Source organism: Pseudoalteromonas obscura (assembly GCF_030135505.1).
In the GTDB taxonomy this organism is placed as follows: Bacteria; Pseudomonadota; Gammaproteobacteria; order Enterobacterales; family Alteromonadaceae; genus Pseudoalteromonas; species Pseudoalteromonas obscura.
In genome coordinates this window covers 553,444-575,103 of record NZ_JASJUT010000002.1, presented here as the reverse complement: position 1 = coordinate 575,103, position 21,660 = coordinate 553,444, and the positions used below count along the sequence as shown (strand labels likewise).

General features: G+C 43.2%; 19 protein-coding genes. 10 read left to right on the top strand and 9 right to left on the bottom strand.

The window, feature by feature from the left end:
* Positions 1–52: 52 nt before the first annotated feature.
* The 6 genes from truA (at position 53) to purF (ending at position 6,078) form a co-directional block, all read left to right on the top strand.
* Entirely contained in the window at positions 53–853 is an 801-nt protein-coding gene (gene truA / locus QNM18_RS06755) for a tRNA pseudouridine(38-40) synthase TruA (RefSeq protein ID WP_211009853.1), read from the top strand.
* 219 nt (positions 854–1,072) lie between these two features.
* Positions 1,073–1,948 carry an acetyl-CoA carboxylase, carboxyltransferase subunit beta gene (accD, locus tag QNM18_RS06750; protein ID WP_023397192.1) on the top strand — a complete coding sequence of 292 codons (876 nt, stop codon included), beginning with the start codon at positions 1,073–1,075 and terminating at the stop codon, positions 1,946–1,948.
* A 22-nt stretch (positions 1,949–1,970) separates the two neighbouring features.
* Positions 1,971–3,239 carry a bifunctional tetrahydrofolate synthase/dihydrofolate synthase gene (folC, locus tag QNM18_RS06745; RefSeq protein WP_284136717.1) on the top strand — a complete coding sequence of 423 codons (1,269 nt, stop codon included), beginning with the start codon at positions 1,971–1,973 and terminating at the stop codon, positions 3,237–3,239.
* Between the two features lie 3 nt (positions 3,240–3,242).
* Positions 3,243–3,977 (top strand): SPOR domain-containing protein, encoded by a 735-nt coding sequence (locus QNM18_RS06740; protein WP_284136716.1) that lies wholly within the window; start codon positions 3,243–3,245, stop codon positions 3,975–3,977.
* A 61-nt stretch (positions 3,978–4,038) separates the two neighbouring features.
* Positions 4,039–4,533 carry a CvpA family protein gene (locus QNM18_RS06735; protein ID WP_023397189.1) on the top strand — a complete coding sequence of 165 codons (495 nt, stop codon included), beginning with the start codon at positions 4,039–4,041 and terminating at the stop codon, positions 4,531–4,533.
* 18 nt (positions 4,534–4,551) lie between these two features.
* On the top strand, positions 4,552–6,078 hold the full coding sequence (purF, locus tag QNM18_RS06730; protein WP_023397188.1) for an amidophosphoribosyltransferase: 1,527 nt from the start codon (positions 4,552–4,554) through the stop codon (positions 6,076–6,078).
* A 112-nt stretch (positions 6,079–6,190) separates the two neighbouring features.
* Here the strand turns inward: purF and QNM18_RS06725 are convergent, their stop codons facing one another.
* The gene (locus QNM18_RS06725; RefSeq protein ID WP_211009849.1) at positions 6,191–6,790 is read right to left on the bottom strand and encodes a Yip1 family protein; all 600 of its coding nucleotides are present in this window, start codon (positions 6,788–6,790) and stop codon (positions 6,191–6,193) included.
* Positions 6,791–6,999: 209 nt separating this feature from the next.
* On the opposite strand from QNM18_RS06725, the gene miaE reads away from it, so the two are divergent.
* Positions 7,000–7,800 (top strand): tRNA isopentenyl-2-thiomethyl-A-37 hydroxylase MiaE, encoded by an 801-nt coding sequence (gene miaE / locus QNM18_RS06720; protein WP_284136828.1) that lies wholly within the window; start codon positions 7,000–7,002, stop codon positions 7,798–7,800.
* Positions 7,801–7,806: 6 nt separating this feature from the next.
* Here the strand turns inward: miaE and QNM18_RS06715 are convergent, their stop codons facing one another.
* The 8 genes from QNM18_RS06715 to QNM18_RS06680 all read right to left on the bottom strand — a co-directional run bounded on the left by QNM18_RS06715 (position 7,807) and on the right by QNM18_RS06680 (position 18,452).
* Positions 7,807–9,144 carry an O-antigen ligase family protein gene (locus tag QNM18_RS06715; RefSeq protein WP_284136715.1) on the bottom strand — a complete coding sequence of 446 codons (1,338 nt, stop codon included), beginning with the start codon at positions 9,142–9,144 and terminating at the stop codon, positions 7,807–7,809.
* Between the two features lie 3 nt (positions 9,145–9,147).
* On the bottom strand, positions 9,148–10,548 hold the full coding sequence (locus QNM18_RS06710) for a GumC family protein (protein ID WP_284136714.1): 1,401 nt from the start codon (positions 10,546–10,548) through the stop codon (positions 9,148–9,150).
* Between the two features lie 10 nt (positions 10,549–10,558).
* The gene (locus QNM18_RS06705) at positions 10,559–11,830 is read right to left on the bottom strand and encodes a polysaccharide biosynthesis/export family protein (RefSeq protein WP_211009846.1); all 1,272 of its coding nucleotides are present in this window, start codon (positions 11,828–11,830) and stop codon (positions 10,559–10,561) included.
* 208 nt (positions 11,831–12,038) lie between these two features.
* Complete coding sequence (locus QNM18_RS06700; protein ID WP_211009845.1) at positions 12,039–13,046, bottom strand: glycosyltransferase family 2 protein; 1,008 nt, start codon at positions 13,044–13,046, stop codon at positions 12,039–12,041.
* Positions 13,047–13,056: 10 nt separating this feature from the next.
* Positions 13,057–14,298 (bottom strand): oligosaccharide flippase family protein, encoded by a 1,242-nt coding sequence (locus QNM18_RS06695; protein WP_211009844.1) that lies wholly within the window; start codon positions 14,296–14,298, stop codon positions 13,057–13,059.
* 168 nt (positions 14,299–14,466) lie between these two features.
* Positions 14,467–15,927, bottom strand: a complete 1,461-nt coding sequence (locus tag QNM18_RS06690; RefSeq protein WP_211009843.1) for a sigma-54-dependent transcriptional regulator — start codon at positions 15,925–15,927, stop codon at positions 14,467–14,469.
* Between the two features lie 268 nt (positions 15,928–16,195).
* The gene (locus QNM18_RS06685; protein WP_284136713.1) at positions 16,196–16,810 is read right to left on the bottom strand and encodes a hypothetical protein; all 615 of its coding nucleotides are present in this window, start codon (positions 16,808–16,810) and stop codon (positions 16,196–16,198) included.
* A 13-nt stretch (positions 16,811–16,823) separates the two neighbouring features.
* The gene (locus QNM18_RS06680; RefSeq protein WP_211009841.1) at positions 16,824–18,452 is read right to left on the bottom strand and encodes an LruC domain-containing protein; all 1,629 of its coding nucleotides are present in this window, start codon (positions 18,450–18,452) and stop codon (positions 16,824–16,826) included.
* Positions 18,453–18,690: 238 nt separating this feature from the next.
* On the opposite strand from QNM18_RS06680, the gene QNM18_RS06675 reads away from it, so the two are divergent.
* The 3 genes from QNM18_RS06675 (at position 18,691) to QNM18_RS06665 (ending at position 21,584) form a co-directional block, all read left to right on the top strand.
* Positions 18,691–19,434 (top strand): putative nucleotide-diphospho-sugar transferase, encoded by a 744-nt coding sequence (locus tag QNM18_RS06675; protein WP_284136712.1) that lies wholly within the window; start codon positions 18,691–18,693, stop codon positions 19,432–19,434.
* Positions 19,435–19,635: 201 nt separating this feature from the next.
* Entirely contained in the window at positions 19,636–20,892 is a 1,257-nt protein-coding gene (locus tag QNM18_RS06670) for a WecB/TagA/CpsF family glycosyltransferase (RefSeq protein ID WP_284136711.1), read from the top strand.
* Positions 20,893–20,894: 2 nt separating this feature from the next.
* Entirely contained in the window at positions 20,895–21,584 is a 690-nt protein-coding gene (locus tag QNM18_RS06665; RefSeq protein ID WP_211009838.1) for a sugar transferase, read from the top strand.
* The last annotated feature ends 76 nt before the right edge of the window (positions 21,585–21,660 follow it).

Sequence of the window (21,660 nt, the reverse complement as noted above, 5' to 3'; positions counted from 1 at the left end):
TGCCAATAGCATAAAATGCCCGGCTATAATTTAGTGAAGAGTTTGCAAGTGTATGCGTGTAGTACTAGGTATCGAGTATAACGGTGGCAACTACTCAGGTTGGCAGCGTCAAAGTCATGTAAGTAGTGTCCAAGAAGAAATTGAAACAGCGCTTTCGCGGATCTGTAACCATCCCGTCGAAATTGTTTGCGCAGGTCGAACGGATGCTGGTGTACATGCCACTGGGCAATTAGTACATTTTGATACCGATGCCGAGCGCGAAATGAGTGCATTTACACTTGGTATGAACTCGCAATTACCGGACGACATTGCGGTACGATTTGCCCAACAGGTTGATGACGAATTCCATGCACGCTTTAGTGCCACAGCAAGGCGATATCGTTATGTGATATACAACCATACTTATCGCCCTGGTATTTTAAGGAATGGGGTAACGCACTTTCACTATCCCCTAGATGTTGAAAGAATGCAGGCTGCATGTCCACATATGCTGGGTGAACAAGATTTTACCTCTTTCAGAGCAGTACATTGCCAGTCAAATACACCGTTTAGAAATATTCACCACCTTCAGGTCAACAGGTTTGGTGACTATGTCGTCATAGACATCAAAGCGAATGCATTTTTACACCATATGGTTAGAAATATCACAGGGTGCTTGCTAGATATTGGAATTGGTGAGCAGTCGCCAGAGTGGATGGCTGAATTGTTGGCGGTAAAAGATAGAACACAGGCCAGTGCGACAGCAAAACCTAATGGTCTATACCTAGTTGATGTTGATTACCCAGAAAAGTGGGGGATCCCGAAAATGTCTGTGGGCCCGCTATTTTTGCCAGAAGTCGAGATTAAAAAATAAAAATTACTGAGAAGCTGGTAGTCCTGCATAAGCTATTTAAATTTAGCAAGTAGCTGTCTGTGTTGTGTACATTAAAATATCAGTTCCTCATACGTCTATTACTTGTTAAGACTACTAAGACCAGTTTTTTATACCGCTGTTGCCTTAAACATGTTTTAATTGGGAAAATCTGTCTGTGTGCACAGACTAATATACAGAATAAAGACAAGAGAGTTGCCAATGAGTTGGTTAGAAAAAATCTTGCCTAAAGCTGCTAAATCGGCAGGTAAGAAAGAGGTACCGGAAGGTGTCTGGGCAAAGTGTACGGCCTGTGATTCCATCTTATATAAAGCTGAACTAGAAAAGTCGCTATATGTATGCCCTAAATGTGATCATCATATGCGTATTTCAGCTCGTGAACGTCTAACACGTTTCCTAGATGATGGTGAGCTAGTTGAATTAGGTACACAATTTGAGCCTCAAGATGTGCTCAAATTTAAAGATTCTAAAAAGTACTCAGACCGTATCACCGCAGCACAAAAAGTCAGCGGTGAAAAAGATGCTTTGATCGCGATGAAAGGTCGCTTGAAAGGCATGCCAGTTGCTGCTGTTGCATTTGAATTCTCATTCATGGGCGGCTCTATGGCATCTGTTGTAGGTGCGCGTTTTGTAGCAGCCGTCAATGAGTGTCTTGAGCATAATATGCCTTTAATTTGTTTCTCTGCATCAGGCGGTGCACGAATGCAAGAAGCGTTATTCTCACTAATGCAAATGGCTAAAACCAGTGCTGCACTTGCAAAAATGAGCGAGCAGGGCCTACCGTTTATCTCTGTGTTAACCAACCCAACTATGGGTGGTGTATCAGCTTCATTAGCAATGCTAGGTGACATCAACGTGGGTGAACCAAAAGCATTGATCGGTTTTGCTGGCCCTCGTGTTATCGAGCAAACAGTACGTGAAACCTTACCTGAAGGGTTCCAGCGCAGTGAATTTTTACTAGAGCACGGTGCTATTGATGTGATTATTGACCGTCGTGAAATGCGTGACTCTCTAGCACGTATGATTTCTAAGTTTATGGACTTGCCTTCTACAGAACAAGAGCATAGAGTAGCGTAAATTTTTCGAAATTGAGCTAGCTATGTCACACATCAAACCTAGCCAATCATCGAGTTTAGATGATTGGCTTTGTTATTTAGAGCAACTACACCCGGCCAACATTGAGATGGGGTTAGAACGTGTTGCTCAAGTCGCCAATAATATTCACTTACTAGACACACCCAGTAAAATCATCTTAATTGGTGGAACCAATGGCAAGGGCACAACCGCGCGCTGTTTGGAAGCGATGCTGTTAGCTCAAGGCTATTCAGTTGGTACATACGCATCCCCTCATCTTATTCGTTATAACGAACGAGTTCGTATCAATGGCCAAGAATTAGCGGATCAAGATCACGTAGATGCTTTTTATCAGTTAGAACAGGGTAGAGGCGAGACGCAGTTGACGTACTTTGAATATGGTACATTAGGTGCGCTTGCACTTTTTAAGCGCTACGAAGTGGACTATGTGTTACTTGAAGTGGGCCTAGGTGGTCGATACGACGCAACCAATATTGTCACACCATATGCCAGTATTATCACGACGATAGATCTTGATCATAAAGAGTATTTGGGCGATACACGCGAACTGGTTGGTTATGATAAAGCCGGTATTTTCAGAACCAACACACCTGCAATTGTAGGCGATTTGAATATTCCCCATACTGTGACGGATTACGGTTTAGAAATTGAGGCTGAAATGGTTTTATCCAAGCGCGATTTCTATTTTACCCCTCTTGAAAGTGGCCTGCGTTGGCAGTATCTAGATTATGATCTTACGCTTTCTCAACCTGCAATCCCTGCACAAAATGTTGCCACTGCCCTGACTGCCTTAGCACACTTGAATTTATTACCTGCTGAGCAAAAGGTACGTGAGGTGCTGGATAGCTTGCAAGTGGAAGGTCGCTTTCAGAAATTAAGTACCAAACCTTTGGTGTACACTGATGTAGCGCACAACCCTGAATCTGCACGCTATTTACGTACAAAGTTGCTTAACCTAAAAAATCAGGGCTTTAAAATTAACGCCTTAGTCGCTATGCTTGCTGATAAAGATAAAGCTGCGGTGATCGATGAGCTAGGTGATGCAGTCGATAGTTGGACATGTGCAGCCCTCAATGGACCACGCGCTGAAAGCGCAGAAAATATGCGCCAAGCATTGAGTAATACGCAACAAGAAGAGATCCTAGCGTTTCAAAGTGTTTTTGCGGCACTAGATGCAATGCTTCCAGAGCAAGATGACAACTCAGCGCTGATTATTTTTGGTTCGTTCTTTACCGTTGCAGACGCGATACAGTATTGGAAAAATAGAGAGTAAAACGTGAACTCAGGATTTGTAAACCGCCTTGTAGGCACCAGCATCATAGTAATTGCTGCGATCGTTTTTATTCCAAATATTTTGGACGGCGAAAAAGTGCACTATAAAGAAGGGTTTCAACAAATTCCTGAGCGCCCAGAATTCAAATCTATTGACCTGCAAAAGCCCATTGATGCACGAGCTCAGCTCGCTCCTGAGCCAAAAACAGAGGTTGTTGAAGAGGTTATCGCAGATGATATAGATACTCAGATACCTGTCGATAGCACTGCGGATTCAGCATCAGTAGATAGCGCATTGGAAAGTCAGACTATTGCGAAATCTAAAGATACCGATACAAATGCAGTTACTAAACCGAGTGACAATCGTAGCGAGCAATCACCTGCACCAAAAGCTGAGCAGCCAATGACAGAGCAGGTTAATAAGCCAAAGCAAGCAGTCACGGTGGAAACAAAAGAGCCAAAATTGGCACGGTCGGAAGATTCTAACTTTTCAAAAATGGCCTATGTGATTCAATTAGGTAGTTTTTCACATAAAGCCAATGTGGACGCACTGATCGCTAAGCTGAAACTAAATGGCTTTAAAACTTTTACGCGTCCCGTCAAAACGCCGAATGGTACCCTGACCAAGGTGTTTGTCGGACCAGATTTAAATAAGCAAAAACTTGAAGCTAAGTTACCAGAACTAAAGAAGTTAACCAAGCTTAATGGTAGGCTTACCCAGTTCAAGGTTGCAAATTGATCTGGCAATTCTAGGGCGTGTCTTATAAAATGCGCCCAAAATTAACGACTTGTTGGTTATTATGATTTGGGTTGATTACGCCATATTTACAGTTGTCGGTATTTCTACCTTTTTTGGCCTGATACGCGGCTTTGTAAAAGAAGCTATGTCCCTTGTAGTTTGGGTTGGCGCATTCTTTATATCCAGTCTATTTTATCAATATCTATCCACTTTCCTTACCTTTGTTTCAGAACCCCTTTTGAGAAACGCAGCAGCAATAGCCATACTATTTGTCGCAACGCTGGTATTAGGTGGATTGGTTAATTTTATATTGGGCGAGCTGGTACAGCGTACCGGATTGTCTGGCACAGATCGTATTGTTGGCATCTTATTTGGTGCGATGCGTGGCGTGCTAGTAGTCAGCGCCCTGTTGTTTTTTCTCGATGCTTTCACTAAAGCCCCAGATACAGATTGGTGGAAGTCATCGGTAGTAATCCCTGAATTTGGATTTGTTATTGAATGGTTTTTTTCATATTTGGAAAATAATTCGAGCTTTTTAAATTCAGCAAACCGTTAATCGGCGAGGAATTTTTTAATGTGTGGTATCGTTGGGATAGTCGGAACATCACCTGTTAATCAGGCATTGTATGACGGCTTAACTGTTTTGCAACACCGCGGTCAAGATGCAGCAGGCATCATTACCATTGACAACAATACGTTTAGCCTTCGCAAAGCGAACGGCTTGGTTAAGGACGTGTTCCATACGCGTCACATGAAACGACTACAGGGCAATATTGGCATTGGTCATGTGCGCTATCCAACGGCTGGTTCTTCTAGCTCAGCAGAAGCGCAGCCTTTCTACGTAAACTCTCCTTTTGGTATTTCTTTAGCACACAATGGTAACCTAACCAATGCTGCCGAGTTGAAAGAGCGTTTATTTACCAAGGCTAGACGACATGTAAATACGACATCGGATTCAGAGATCCTGTTAAATATCCTTGCCTATGAGCTGGGTCGCAGCGATAAAATGAAGCTTGATGCAGACGATATGTTCACCGCTATTGCAGCTGTAAACGAGCAGAGCTCAGGTGGTTATGCAAGCATCGCGATGATCATTGGCCATGGAATGTTGGCATTTCGTGACCCGCACGGTATACGTCCGTTGGTATTTGGCAAACGTGATACTGATAATGGCACAGAGTACATGTTCGCCTCAGAAAGTGTTGCACTCGCGATAGATGGTTTCGACTTTGTACGTGATGTGGCGCCAGGCGAAGCAATTTACGTGACAGAAGATGGACAGTTCTTCTCAAAAATGTGCGCTGATAAAACAATGTTGGCACCATGTATATTTGAGTTTGTATATTTTGCACGTCCTGATTCTACCATCGATAATATGTCGGTATACGCGTCACGTGTAAACATGGGTACTAAGCTGGGTGAAAAGATCCAGCGTGAGTGGGCGGATAAAGACATCGATGTAGTTATCCCAATTCCTGAAACGTCATGTGATATTGCGCTGGAAATTGCATCCGTGTTAGAGCTGCCATATCGCCAAGGTTTCGTGAAAAACCGCTATATCGGCCGTACCTTCATCATGCCAGGGCAAGAGCAGCGTAAAAAGTCTGTACGTCGAAAGCTAAATGCAATCGATCGAGAGTTTGTTGGCAAGAATGTACTGCTTGTTGATGATTCGATTGTACGCGGTACAACTTCTGCGCAAATCGTAGAAATGGCTAGAGAAGCAGGAGCAAAGAATGTGTACTTTGCATCTGCGGCGCCGGAAGTGCGTTTCCCGAATGTATATGGCATCGATATGCCATCGGCATCTGAGCTAATTGCTCATGGTCGAGAGTTAGAAGACATCAATGCGAGCATTGGTTCTGACGGCTTAATTTATCAATCAATCGAAGATTTGATCGCTGCGGTTCGCATTGAAAACCCAGAGATCAGTCAATTCGAGACATCAGTTTTTGATGGCCAATATATTACTGGTGACGTGGACCAAGAATACTTAAATCGTGTTGATGCGTTGAGAAATGACTCAGCCAAGTCGACGCGAGAAAAGGCAATGTCTGCAAGTCTTGAATTACATAATCAAGAGACAGGTGAAGGCGAGTAACCTTTGCTTCACATTGAGTATGTAAAAAAGGGCGATGGTTGATACCATCGCCCTTTTAGTTTGATTTCGTTTTTAGGATAAAAGCAAAGGAAGCGTCAATCACAACGCTCCCTTAAGTAAATGTAGGGCTAATTATGCCATTCGTCCATAAAATCGCTGTGGCAGCCAAAATGATAACTAATAAAATAAGCCCACACGTCACCATCGAGCTTGCATAGATAAAACCGCGTTCCTCAGGTATATGCATTAGAATAGGCACGCCTGTATAAAGCAAGTAGACAGAATAAGCGACAGAGGCTATGCCAACACTGACTACAAACCACAGTTCGGGATAAAAGGCTGCAATTGCAGACATAAAGAGTGGTGTTGAAGTATATGCTGCTAATTCTAATGTTTGTGTAAAGGTTGGCGCAGCACCAAAAGTCACCGCCATCCAGTGAGCTAAGTAAGCAAGTGCAAATACGCCAATGATCAGGGCAAAATACATGGCTATGGCAATCAACAAGGCACTGTCGTGTGTGAGATAAACTGCGTCACCCGTGCCTATTTTCCAGCCTAAATGAACCGAAGAAATATACCCCATGATACTTGGAATAAGCGCTATCAATACCATATGGGATAGACTAAACGTGGCATTTTCATGATGATTGTCAATCGTTTGCCATTCCTCGATTGGGTGCGCATAGAGCCCCCACAAATGGTTTAAAATCATACAAAGCCTCTCTTTAATTTTTGGGTGTTTTTTACACTACTTCAATTAACATATGAAATATTGGTTAAATTTTGTCAAGAAACTCGAGTTAAATGACGTGTTTGTTTGATCCCAATTAATCAAGATTGAACAATTGCAGAGCGTCAAGATAGAGCGCTATGCGGGGTGTGTGGTAGAATAGGGCATTAGTTCGATAAACTTTGATGATGATGTTAGACAAATACGCTGAGCTGCTTGCTCCTATATACGATTTTTTGGGCACCTGTACGCCGGATAGCTGGATAGACGAGGCTAAAAAACCAGAAAACTTGCAGCGATTACTTGTTGATCATATGCATTGCGAATTAAAAGCAGCACAAAGTGCAGCTTTTTTGATCCGAAAATATGCGGTTGATAATGAATCGGCAAAAACCTTGCTTGGTTGGGTGAAGCCCTACGAGGATTTTGTATATCGTAAGGTGGGGGATGGTAAATTTTCAGCCAGTAAAAACGAGTTAATTGGCAGCCTGACAGCAAAACCTGAATTTGCCTATAACCAAGATATCCTTGAAAAAATGGTGCGTTTAATCAAAGAAGAGCTTCATCACTTTGAGCAAGTTCTAGAAATTATTCAGCAAAGGGGTCTGCGTGTACAAAGTTTAAACGCATCTCGATATGCAGCGGGCATGATAAAACATGTGCGCACATTTGAGCCAGCTGCTTTAATCGACAAACTGATCATAGGTGCTTTTATTGAAGCGCGTTCTTGCGAACGGTTTGCTAAATTAGCACCATTTTTAGACGATGAATTGGCGCGCTTTTATGTCTCATTGTTGCGTTCTGAAGCACGCCATTACCAAGATTATATTGAATTGGCTGAGCAAGTTGCACAGGCAACTGATCCTAAGCGTTTCGATGTTGCTGCACGCATCGCTGAATTAAAAATCATTGAAAATGCATTGATAGACTCACCGGATGAAGACTTTAAGTTTCACAGTGGCACACCGGTTAATGGTTCAGTAGCCACATAAATTAGGTTATTTGCGGCCTGCGCGTCTATTTGGAAAATACTCTATCTGCCTTTTTTTACGCCTAGATGCGCGATACGCTTTTTCTCCTTTAAAAACTAGGCCAAACCATAGTAGGGCTGGCCAGTATAAAAAAGATAGGATCTCTAGATTCTCAAAAAAACTGTAGCAGATAAATACGGTCATTAAACACAATGCAGTTTGTGCGGTTTTAGAGTCTTGTGACTTCCATAAAAAATATACAAAGGTAATGGCCATAGGGACTGCAAGTGCTATCGCGCCTACGATCCCTTTAACAAATAATAGGCCATACCAGCTGTGATGGGAACCAATGGGCATTCTCTCAACCAGTTTAGGCCCGCGTTCAACAATGCCATGCCCCCAAATTGGTGCTTCAGCTTCCCAGCGCTGAATAGCAATATTAGCTAATGCTTGGCGAACCCGCGTTGAGCCCGGTCGCTGCTGTTTTACCGCTTCATAGGAATCCATGATCCATTGATAAACCGGTTCTCCGAGTAACAAAATAGCGGGGATAAAAAAACCAAGTAAAAATAAAAACCAAGGCTCTTTAAATTTGTCGCTAAACATTACCATGGGAAAAAGCATGATAAATATTGCGATACCAGCACGAGATTGAGAGAGAAGCAGCATGGCCCAGCAGCCTGCGATTGCCCAGCGGCGAATGCGCGCATTTTGCTCTTGAAGGCAGAACACCAGATAGATACAAGCCATAAACCCAGCAGCGGGTGCCCAAGGCGTGAAGAAGCGCCATCTACCAGCTCCGGTTTCTGGGTTTATCCCGTAAAAGCTGACCATAAAAAAGCTTTCCCCAGGACCCCCAATGACTTTTAATGGCGAGAGAAAAATATCGCCAGGAAGTCGGCCTAAATAAAAAATGAAAGAGACGACAGCGAAGATGAAGGTTTGTATTCCAATAATGCATACGGCGCGAACAATCACTTCTTTTCGAATTTGAATAAGGTTGCCAATCAATGGAAAGAGCGCAAGCAGAGCCCAACCTTTCATCCACCCAATGGAGGACTTGATGGTTTTTCCGATGCCTAAAGACCAGTTGAAGTGGGCGATAATGAGTGCCACCAGCATCACCAGCATAGCGGCTATCCAAAGCCATACCATCGGGTTAATTGTGGCGTGCTTTTTATCAACTTCTACATAGAGGCGGGTGATCACCATAGCGAATAACAGCCAACCGATCACGGAACCAAGCACATACAAAGTGCCAGTTAAAAAAGAAGGGTAGGTCAGTACAAGGCCAGCCCAGACGACAAATTCCTCTGAGCTGACAAACTCTTTTTTTTCACCGGGCAATGCCGATAGTAGCAGCATGCATTATCCTTCTGCCTTTGGTTTATCAACGACCAGCGCCACGATCTCTCTGCGCTTGTTGACCATAAATATAGCAAGAGATGTGAAAATCATTGCAAAAAGGGCTGCTGCAACAGCAAGGCCTTTTTTCGGGCTGACAGCTTTAAATGCCAGCGAAGGCGGTGTCATTAGCTGAACAATCGGGTAGGAAGCGAATACGTCGGCTTTGCTTGCTTCTAGGCGCGCGGCTGCAGAAGTAAATACCGCTTCGGCCAAATCAAATTCACGCTGTAGGCGTTCAAGCTCAGCTGCTTCTCGCGCATAAATCTTAATTTTCTCGTTCAACAGTGTTTGCGCTTGGTCTAGTTCAACAAATTTTGCTTCTTTGCCTTTTTTGACCGCATATGCATTGATTAAATCTGCAAAAAGTTGCGCGCGTTTTGGATTGTTTTTTAAATCCAGCGTGGTAAAAATGTGCGCAGCATTTGGGCCGACCAAGCCTTGCGAACGATTTCTAAGTGACTGTTTTGAATGCTCAAAACGTGCAAATTCAGCTTTCACTTTAGGATGTCCATCGCCCCAACGTGAGCGGTATTCGCTTAATTGAGAGGCACTGGAGGTTAGCTCAGACAGATAGCCGCGAAACTCACTATCTGACTGTAATACAAATGCTTGACCTGCCATTGCCGGTGATACACCTAAATCAACACTCAATTGACTCACGTAGTCTTCACCTTGGCCGATTTCAGCTTGGATCATCACCATCTTCTCTTTGATTGAAGACAGGGTTGCAGTCTCTCTTTGCAATTGCTCAGCAGATACAATTAATGAGCGCTGTTGAAAGTCAATGATGTTATTACGGGTGGCATTGAGTCTTTCACGATACTGATCGAGTACTGCTTTGATACTCTCGTCGCGACGTTTTACTTCATCGGCACGAAGGTGGTCTAGTTGTGCTTGCAGTGCATCATAAATTGCCCATGCTTTGTTTTGGGCAAGCATCGCGGACTTACCTGTTGTTTCAATATTCAGGATAGATGTTTGCTCTGTTAAACGTACTTTTGGGCTGCCAAATTCGTGTGCTGTCAAGTTAAGCGTCTTTGCTGCATTGTCTAGCAGATTACGGCTTTTGATCATTTCTTTATAATTGACACGCGGATTGTAGCCTTTGCCAAACGGTGCACTGGTTGACGATACAACCTGACCAACTTCGTCAATGTTTACTTGGCTGTTGGCTCCGGTGCCAGGCAAAACAATATCAAAATCGCTTTTATAGGTCGGTGCTTTTTGCAAATAGGCAATTACCAACAGTGTGATAACAACATAGCTAATCGCACATGCAGCTAGATATGGTCTGTGCAGCCAACGATAAATGGTTGCTCTAAAGCGACTGTATGGCGTTGTGACTTGAAGTGCTGTACCCATGATACACCTCCTAAAACACCTTGAATGGTGCGACTAAATCTAAAACTGTTTGTGCTACATCTCTAAGATTTGTAATGTCAGAGTCGTAACACGCAATAGCGTCGTTTGGCATTACGTATGGATTTATTCTATCTCTGTAAGGCATACGCATTAATTGCTCAATTGAACGCTCGATAACCTGTGTTTGCTTGGTAATGGGGTGGGTGCTTACTAACACTACCCGGCGCGGTGCATTTGTATATGATTTACCACCCACACAGTTTGCAGACACTGCCGCTTGTAACAATCTTGTGCCGTATGGCAAGCTACTTGAAAAGCGCCCGATGGCTGCGTTTGAATTGCTTTCTGCTGAATCGATCAAATTAGACATAAAGACACGGAAACCTTTAGGTGTTATTTGCGACGGTCGAACTAAGTGAGGTTGAAAGCAACCAGTACTAGGCACAATCACTTGATCACCAGCAATCAATGCATAATCGGTAACTGGTTCGCCTGTCAGAATACCGGTGAGGTCTACTTCAACTTGCCAACCAGAACGAATTAAAATGACTTGATCCAGTTTTGCGTCAGGACGAATACCTGAAGCTGTTCTGACTGCTTCCGACAACAAACGTTTTTTGCTTTGATCGCCTGATGCTGCGAGACGCTCTTGCTGGACCTGAGAAGGAATAGAGGCATTTATCGTTACACGGCCCGGCTCAAAAACAGCGCCCGACACAGGCACTTCGATAGCAGCTAAATTTAGCACTCTAATATTGACATCTAGGGTATGTGCTTTGAATATGTTTGCTCTAATAAGGGCGAGTTCGATTCGCTCGCTCAGGTGTTTTGTTGTCAAACCAGCAGCGAAAATAGGTTCGATTACAGGCATTTCAAGCAACCCTGATGTATCTAGTATGTAACGACCATTAAACCCTTCACCATATTCCATCGATATTTCGATCAGATCGCCTGGGCTCAACGGCAGAGAACTTGCATCTTTCCCACCTAGTACAGGAACTGGCGCTTGGTTGTTTGGGTGTGTGGTGATGGCTCTGTCTACCCGATACTGTTTTGAAATGGCAAACTCATTGGCACCAGAACAGTCTAATCCAGCTGCAAATACGGTACCTGGTTGTGCTGGGTTAATTACGGTGCCTTGCGCATCAGGGTGGCCATAGAAACGGTTGTCGTTATCTTCTAACTCAGTTGTTCCGTCAATATGTGCACAGCCAGCAATCAGCGCGATATGGCACAAAAGTGCCAATATACTGAGCTTATTTTTGAGGCTGGTGACTGTCATAGTCTATTCCTTAATGAAACGATACTAACTTAAATAAAGCATTAATTAGGCCAGTTGTCTAAATCCTTTTAGATCAGTTGTTTATGGTTTTGTTTTGCATTTAAAAAGAGGTGTTTTGCAATTTGCAGTGTGGGGTGTTTGCAAAATAGAAAAACCAGCGAATGCTGGTTTTTCTATAAGTAGCGGCATCGAAGCCGTTTTACGTCGTTCAGTGTGACTTTTGAATGTAAGAGACTCCACGCATGGCGGTGTTTTCGATGGCGTTATAAATACAGGCTGGTAAAGCACTCAAGTAAGCGCAGGCCCAAGTAACTAAAGTTCGCTTTGGCTCTTCTTTTAGAATACGCCAATTTGTAGTAAGCGCTTGGTGCATAAGTTTTATAGCTTGTGTGCTATTTCTCGATTGAATTGCACGGCGACATAAATAGCGGAGCTGGTATGCTTTAGCTAGTGGTGCATACCTGTTAAAAAACGCTTCATGGCCGATTCTGTTTTGATCGACGGCATATTGCCAGCTGGTAAATTGTTTGTGCAAGTTTGACGACAGGCCTGATGCGTTAACTCGGTAGTAAGTCAGCGGCTGTGAAATACCCTCAAATTCAAAGTCAGTATCAAGTGCCATTCTCAACCACATTTCAATGTCTTCTGACTGACGTAGCTCCTCATCAAAATATTGTGTCCACGCACGCATACCATCTTGAAAGGCGACCGCTTCGAATACCGCTTTTCTGATAACGGGTGCTGAGCCATTGCCAACAGGGTTGCGACAGAAAATCTGCTTGGTAGTGATCTCTTTTAACGCTGGAAATTGGCCAATACCCAATGGCGCACCATCTTCATCGACAAATAAAGATGGACAATAGCTTACACCTACTTTGGGGTTGTTATCTAAGTGCGCAACGTGTAACTCTAATTTTTTTGCAGACCAAAAATCATCGGCGTCCAGCAGTGCGATGTATTCACCTTTTGCAGCGCGGATCCCCGTGTTTCTTGCACCAGATAAGCCGCGATTAAGTTGCTGAATCACTTGGATGCGTGGGTCATTGAATTGTGCAACTTTAGCCAGTGTGTCATCACTACAGCCGTCATCAACACATAGGATTTCAAAGTCTTGATAAGTTTGTTTCAGTACCGAGTTAATGCTTTGCTCTATGTATTTACCAACGTTGTACATTGGAATAACGACGCTAACTGTTGGATTGATTAAAGTATTCATAACAAGCTCCTTAGGCGGCTTTGATGGCGCTGAATTTGACAAGAAGCACGTTGATAGCTGGAAATATAAGCCACAAGGTGCTGCTTAAAAGTAAAACAAGTGCAAATGTGTCTGGCTGCTGGGGGGCTATAGCCAGCACACCGATTAGCGATACAGTCAAGCAAAACGCACATTGCTGCGTTTCTAACTTGAATAAGCCTTTGCTACGCAGCATGGCACTGTAGGTATCTGACCATACAGTGGTGATAGCAATCAGGCACAATAAGCTGGTAGTGGTAAAACTCGCTTGCCACTCAGTTGAGAATAAAAACGGCACATAGACTGGCACTAACACGGATTGGCAAACAAAAATGGCAGATACAGCAGTGGTTACCAACATAACTTTTTGGTTCAACTGATTTGTTTGCGCATTTTTTTGTTGTTGGCATACATAAGGGTATAGTGCCGTGATGTACGCTTGGCTAATGGACATTGCCAATCCAATCCCTGCACTTTTTGCAAAACTATAGAGACCAAATAACTCTGGTGATAGTAATCTTGCACCAATAAAGATGTCCATGTTCATGCGCAGTGAACGCAGGCCTTCAGCAGCAGCGAGCTGTGTTGATGAACCAAGTAAATAAAAGAAGGTATCGCGTTTGAAGCCAATTTTATGTGGCAATGTATCAACCACTGTAAAAGCACACAGCCACAGAATAGCGAAGGCCCATTTTGCATAAACAATCGATAACAAGCCCGCGTCAAAGTACAGAGCGACAGCGATGGTGGCATTTTCTAAGATGATGCAGCAGCTACTTATCATGCTAAACAGCGCCATACGATTATCACGCTGTACTAAGAATGCGCGTGTACTGACGATTGGAAACAATAAATAAGTAAAGGCCATTAGTGCGACTAACGTCGTTATATCATGCTCAGGAAATAGCCACTGCGTTGCGTACGCAACACCCAATTGTACAATGCAAAGCAAGATGCACAGTGCCCACTGGATACATAAGCCATTTGATAAAAAGTCTGATAAATCGCTTTCTTTGGCGCGGATAATCTGAGCGCCAGTGCCCGAGCGTAAAAGCAACCGAATAACTTCGTGAATACTCAGAGCCAGCATTGCAGCGCCATACTCCACAGGGATTAGGAACGCTGCCATCGCCATAATGCTGAGTAAGCGGGTTGCTTTAGCAACGACCTCAGCACCTACCAGCCAAGATGTGTTGCGTAGCAGTTGTGAAAGGGAGTGTTTACTTGATTGCATTGGCGCTTCTCAATAATCGGTCATACCTAAACCAATCAATAATTGCGCCAACTCAAATTTATAATTTAACTCTCTGTTAGATATAGTAATTAAAATTTATCGCCGCAGTTTCTCTAGTGTGTTATTGCAAATTGCGACGCATATATTTTTTAATTTGCAAAGTGGCTTTTAAGGTGATGGCTCCCATTTTTGTATCTTGCGATATAAAGTGGAAGGACTGACTTCGAGTAATCCAGCGGCCTTGACGACGTTGTCTTCACAAACCAGCAGTGCTTGTTCAATGGCAATCCGCTCTACTTCAGAAAGAGGGACTATGCTGTTTATCATAGGTGATGCGTTGCCATTTAAAGTGGTATCGGCTGTCGTAGTAGGCAAGGTGTTTTTTGCAGAAGCGACGTTTTTTGCTCTAAAGAGGTCTTCATTCGGTTTTAAGTGCAATTGCTGCATGAGCGTCTCTTCACTCACCATAGGTCCGTCAGACATTACAACGGCGCTGTGGATCAAGTTCTCAAGCTGCCTGACGTTGCCCGGCCAAGCATAATTCAATATGAGCTGTTCTGCCCGTTTCGAAAAGCCGACAAATAGTTTGTTTTCTATCTCGCTAAATTTGTTGAGATAAAACAGGGCAATTTGCAAAGGATCTTGATCGCGATCGGACAGGGCAGGCATATCTATGGCAATGACATTGAGACGATAAAATAAGTCTTCTCGCAATAGCTGCTGCTCAATGGCTTCGAGAGGATTGCGGTTTGTTGCACAGACAAACCTCACATCAACGGTTTCCACCTTCCCACTGCCCACTCGCTGGAATGTTCCGGTTTGAATAAAGCGTAAAATCTTGGCTTGCAATGCCATGTCCATTTCGCCAATTTCATCTAGAAATAGGGTACCACCATCTGCGAGGGTTGCAGCGCCATCTCGGTTGTTTGTGGCTCCAGAGAACGCGCCTTTAACATGACCAAAAATTTCAGACTCCATTAACTCCGAAGGAATTGCAGCGCAATTGATACAAATAAGGTCTTTGTTATGGCGTGGGCTTAAATTATGAATAGCTTCAGCCGCGAGTTCTTTACCTGTACCACTTGGTCCGGTGATAAACACATTTGCTCGGCTTGGGGCGGCTTTATCAATACATTTATACACGACTTGCATGGCCAAAGAGCTACCTATGAAGCGTTGAAACTGCGATCTATGTTCACGTTTATAGCGTTTTAAGCTCGCGCGTAGCATGTTGCGCTCGGCAATGAGCATTTTGGTTTGTAGCGCTTGTTCTATGGTGATCCTTAAGTTGTCATTGTCCCAAGGCTTTTGCATATAACCCCAAACTTTACCTTGGTTTATGGCGTCAATCAGCGCTGCTTGCTCGGTAAAAGCGGTGAGCATAATGCGAATGGTATCAGGATATTGATCAGCGATAATAGCGAGTAGTTCATTGCCAGTCATCTCGGGCATATTCTTATCTGTGACAACCACATCAATAGATTCGTTCGCTAATATCTCAAGTGCTGCAGGCCCACTTTCTGCGGTATGAATATGATATTGCTCGGAGCGCAGTGCTCGGCTGAGGGAGCGCAAAATGTGCGGCTCATCGTCAACAAGCAAAATATTAAGTCCTGTTATGTTATCCATCTAAGCGCTCCTTTATTAATTTTTATTCTCTATTAAGATATAGCAGTCTAACTCTCAGAGTTCCAAAGACTTTTGGCAGAAAGTACTGAACAATTAATATTTATCACGATGCGACAAACGCGACCGCAACAAGCATAGACAAAGTTCTTGTTTAAGTATAAAGATCCGGCAATTTTTATTGTATAGATAAAGTGTAATGCACGACTAAGATATGAGCAGAGAATAAAGTGCGCCCCACGCTAACAGAGCGCACTTTGGTTTGGAGAGCTTACTTAAATGTATGGACTATGGTTTCGTCTGAATCGAGCAGAAACAGTACTTGGTTTGTCTCTAACATACTATCAACGCGCACTAGCATGGTTTTTGCTGTCTGTGGTAGCGTAAGCGTATGTTGTAGCTGTCCTGAAGGATTAAATCTTAAAGTAGCAACCAACTCTTTATTACCCATCAGTTCGTCTTCCACAGAAGGTACTTCTACATCGAACGAATAAATTTTAATTGTTCTTCCTGCTAGAGATTCACCAAACACATTTTCACCGCTGAACTCCATGGTTACTTCGTCGCTGGTTCTAAATTTAAAATCAGGCATGACGTAAAGATCAGTCGAGTCAGTGGCAGCGGATTCTTTAAGCTCTGCTTGTGGCATAAAATCCTCCATAGAAGCAGCTGTCTCTTGAGCTGGTGTTTGTGTTGGTTCGGTTTGCTGCGGTTCACTGGCCGCTGCATTGGTATTTGTCGATACAGCTGGTTGCGTATTTGTTTGTGTTGCCGCAGGTGCTGGCGAGCTTGATTCTGAGCCGCCACCTCCGCCACCACATCCAGTCATCAGAGTTGCAAGTAGGGTGATACTGAACATCGCAGTTAAATTAGTTAATGTTTTCATGGTACGCTCCTAATTACTCTGATTCTGGCATGTAGTAGTGGGTGTCTCTGTCACTGGTTTTATACCAGTCCTGTGCCTGTGTACCGCTTGACTCAACCCAGGTTTCATAATTAGGGTATGCCCATAGCACATCAATATATTCACGCGGGTAGTTGAATTCTTCACTCACTGTCAACGCCCAAGGCAGGTTATCTGCGGTTCTGAAGTAGCGGTTTAGGCTTGGATCTGATGAGTCATCAACCTTACCAAAGCGGGTCTGGTCAAATAAATCTGTCGGCGGATAATCAGCCATGTGGACTTCGATTGTGCGATCTGCTGTTCTAAAGATAAAGAAATCTAAATCGGCGATACTCAAGCTTGGTTGTGATGCTTCAAAGGTCACATCTAATGTAAACGGTATCGGTTCAAAGTAACTACACTCTTTCACTGTATTGAAATGCGTGCATTTGCCTGACTCACCAGTTTGGGTAAATAATTGTGTATTACTCCAAAGTTGTAAAACAGCATTACTTTGGTACTCTTCTACCGACTTTTCAAAAGCTTGACCATCTATGGTGATGGTTGCACTTTCGATTAAGCTCGGTACTGTGTTCATTAATCTTAGCGCATACCCGTTTTCATATGCTGCGCCGCGTGCCGTTATCCAACCGTGCAAAATAAACCCACTGACTTCGTTGTTAGCATCAAAGGTTGTTTGAATGCGCTGCTTAACAACTAAGTCGTTTAAGTCGTAGTCACCACGCTGTGGCCAATTATCTTCATAAGCAAGTGTTGAGACACCTGTCTGCGAAGGGAAGTATTGGCTGTGTGAACGTCTAAAGTTGTTCGGGAATTCATCTTGGTCGTCTGGAATTCCGTCAGCATCGCTATCATTGGCCTCAGGCATAACAACGAGGTTGCTCGATTGGATAGCAGTGCCTGGACTACTTTGAACACTGAAAACAGCATCGTTAAAGTCGTTATCACCCCAAGTACGTGGTAAGTCCTCGAAACCAATGACCACTTCTTGCTCTTGCTCATCATATAGCAACACGCAGTGCTGTCTTAAATCTTCAGTTGGTTCTGGGTTGAGGGATGAAAGAGAATAATAGTATGGGATCTGCCAAGGTTTTACGCCGGTATAATACCAAAAGCCATTTGCAGCTACAAAAAAGCCAATACTGGTGCCTGCTGGGTGTGTACCAATACTGACTCTGTGACCATTGGTTAAGTGCGGATAACTTAAGTTTGGAAACACAATGGTTTCTTGGATTTGATCCGCGGATGTGGGGGGATTTTCTGGATCAAATGTAAAGTAGCCAAAAGAGTTTTTGTAACCAGCACCTTCGTGAATAAAAGTGATAAATACTTCTGCTTCCTCGGTCAAATGAATTGTAGACCCACTATCACCAGTAATGAACGCTTCGTTTACTTTCGCTTCAGGTAGTGCGTTGCTAATTCTCTGAAAGAAGTCGCTTCCATACTGATCTCGTGCATAGATGAGATCACTGGGTTTACCTGTATTTTGATTATAGCCACCAGGCCACACCTGACCTGACTGAAACTGCCATACGTAGTTGCCATCGACTTGTTGCACAGCGACCGCGTTGGATGCCAAAGTGCACAGTGCAGCAGAAAAGCACATCTTTGTTAAATAGCTCATAACGTGTAGACCTTGTTTTCGAATAAGTTAATTACACGTGAGCAGCAACCATGCCAAAATATTAATTCATTATATTACAATGACATATGGTTTTTAGTGTGCGTTTTAGAGCCTGTTTTTTGCAAATTCATATGCATATTTTTTAGATTTTTTAAAATGAAAAAAATATTTTTTATGCAAACTAAGGCTGAGTTTGCTTTATTTTAAAAAAGCGCGAAATCATATTAAGGAGTAGTAAGTGATAAAGAATAAAAGTGAGACTCTGGTATTTAGCGTTGCATTAAATGGCTACCAATGGCGTTATAGCCACTGTATAAAAAGCCAAAAGCAATACGCAAAAAAAATGGGCTATGACTATGTGGTCATCACTCGCCCACTATTTACCTCGTTAGGGGTAGAGTGCTGCTGGCTTAAGCTTTTACTATTAAAAGCAGCGTTGCAAGCTGGTTATAATAATGTGCTGTTTGTTGATGCTGATGCATTCATACAAGACGATTGCCCACAATTAGGATCGCTTTTCGTGGCAGGTAAGTTCATTTATATGGCTCATGGTTTTAGTGGAGAAATTAATTCCGGTGTGATGTTAGTACGTAATACACCGGCAGCGATAAAATGGTTTGAACAAGTACTTGGTGCGATTGAAACCCCAGTAGCAGAGTCGCAAGGGATTGGCTGGGGAGAAAATGGCCATGTGGCGCACTTTGCGAAAAGCTCCTCTGGGTTTCAGTTGATTTCTGATAAATGGAATAATACGCACTCGAAAGACATGAAGGATTATATCCGTCACTTTAATTATGGCCCTTTGAAAAATAGCTTTTTTGATAAAATGGTCCATAAAATCATTTTTAAAGTGAGTAAGATGCTTCTTAAGTGCGATCTCAATGATACCCTGCAACAAGGCAAAAAACTCTCAGTCGTTAATCGTAAATTGCCGGCGCTATTTAACAGAGTACGTCGTATTTATCCGCAATTTAGTAAGTAACTAAGAAGTGTAGCTGTAAGCCGGTTCGTGTTTTTTATATTAAAAATGACTTCTCGTTGTGCTTTGCAAATTAAAAAACTCTATTCAATAGAAAATTGTAAAATGAGATTAAATTTATTTAATTCAACACTTTAAATTTTTCATTTCATTTGGCACAGTCCTCGCAATTACCTCTACATCAAAGATTATGGAGGTAGTAACATGGCTGCTCAGACCAAAAAATATACAACTGCATCGACAGGCAAAACAAGTGCAACACGTACTGCAATTAGATCTACGTTTGCATTGGTTTTGATGGTCGCTTTATTACCACTGTATTTACTGAACACACTACTTGCAGTGCTTTTTTTTAAAGCACCACTCAAAAGTGAAAACTGGATAGATGTCGGCGGAGATGTAGTAGCGCTTTATCGCTGGCAAGTTGGCCTTTTCAAATCAAGCGCTAATTTAATTAATGTTGCGTTGGGCCAAGTTCATTTTGTGGGCACGCCCATTATTCGCGGCACAACATCAATTCCAAACGTGAAACGGTTTAAATCGCCGTGCGAGAAAGCCGGGTTATATGATTGTTTGCAGCTACATAATGCCACAGGTCTAGTTGTGAGTGATGAGCTAACGCTGCTTGAGGCCCAAACGCAGCAAAATTGTATTCAAGATGCATTGATGGTTATGAAGCTAGTTATGTGCAAAACGCTCTACAAAAAAGGCGGTAGCAAACAGGCGGAAAGCCACATGTTTGGTATACCGTTCGCCAACACCAAGATGCACGATGCAATTGATTGGGTATGTCAAAATGAACAGTCACAGACAAAATGTCGTGTTGGATACTTCCTCAACGTTAACTCAATCAATTTAGCGGCTAACAACATCGAACTACACAGTACACTTTGCGGCAGTGACAAGAACTTCGTAGACGGATCAGGCATGCGGATCGCAGCGCAGCATTCAGGCATCGATTTGGCGGACAACATCAACGGCACAGATATGCTGCCCCTACTATGCGAGCAAGCTGTACAGACAAAACAGTCTTTCTTTTTGCTAGGCGCAAAAGAAGGTGTTGCCCAAAAAGCAGGTGAGTCATTGCAAAAACAATATGTAGGCTTAGACATTCGCGGCGCGCATCACGGGTATTTTAACAGTGATGACGACATTATCGAGCAAATAAATCAAAGCGGAGCGACTATTTTGCTGGTGGCTCTTGGCTCACCTCGCCAGGAGCTATGGCTTGCTAAAAACAAACATCGTTTAAATTGCCAGTGTGCATTGGCAGTAGGTGGCTTATTTGACTTCTTTTCTGGGGCAATACCAAGAGCGCCGCTCTGGATGCGTGAATTGGGCTTAGAGTGGGTTTGGCGCTTAATGCAAGAACCTAAAACCAAGTTCAATCGCTATGTCATTGGCAACCCAGTGTTCTTATTCCGAGTTTTCATTTTAAAACAATCTATCAGAGGGCTTTAATCATGGATATCACAACTAAAATTGCGACAAACGTGACAACTGCATCAGCTCAAGCTGCGAACAAAGTAACTAAGCACCATATTGACGGTGTTCACCATGGCATTCCAGTGTGGTTCCAAAGAACGGTTGCTGCACTCGGTTTATTGGCTATTAGCCCTCTGCTATTGCTACTGATGTTAGCAATCAAACTAGAAAGCAAAGGCCCTGTAGTATTTCGTCAAACTAGAGTGGGTAAATTTGGTCGTCGTTTCACTATGTACAAGTTCCGTTCAATGTATATGCAAGACGACCCGCGTTTCCAAGCGCCTGATCAAAAAGACAGTGCTAGAGAGGGGGTATGTCAAAAGTACATTCATGACCCTCGTATTACTTGCATCGGCCGCTTCATTCGTAAATATTCGATTGATGAGCTACCACAGTTACTGAATGTAGTAAGAGGCGACATGATGTTGATCGGCCCAAGACCTGCTCTAGAAATGGAAGTGGCACAATACAAACCAGCACAACTGTCGCGCTTAAACTCAGAGCAAGGTTTAACAGGTCTTTGGCAAGTAACAGGTCGTGCGGATACGACGTTTGAGCAGCAAGTGCAATTAGACGAACAGTATATTGTTGAACAGAGCATCATGAGCGACGTTAAGATTTTACTAAAAACGGTACCATGCGTAGTAGGTGCAAAAGGTGCATATTAAATTTCAATCCCTTCACTTTACCCAGCCAGTAAGACGTTTACTGGCTTTTTTATTTTAAAAATCCCTGCATATTGCA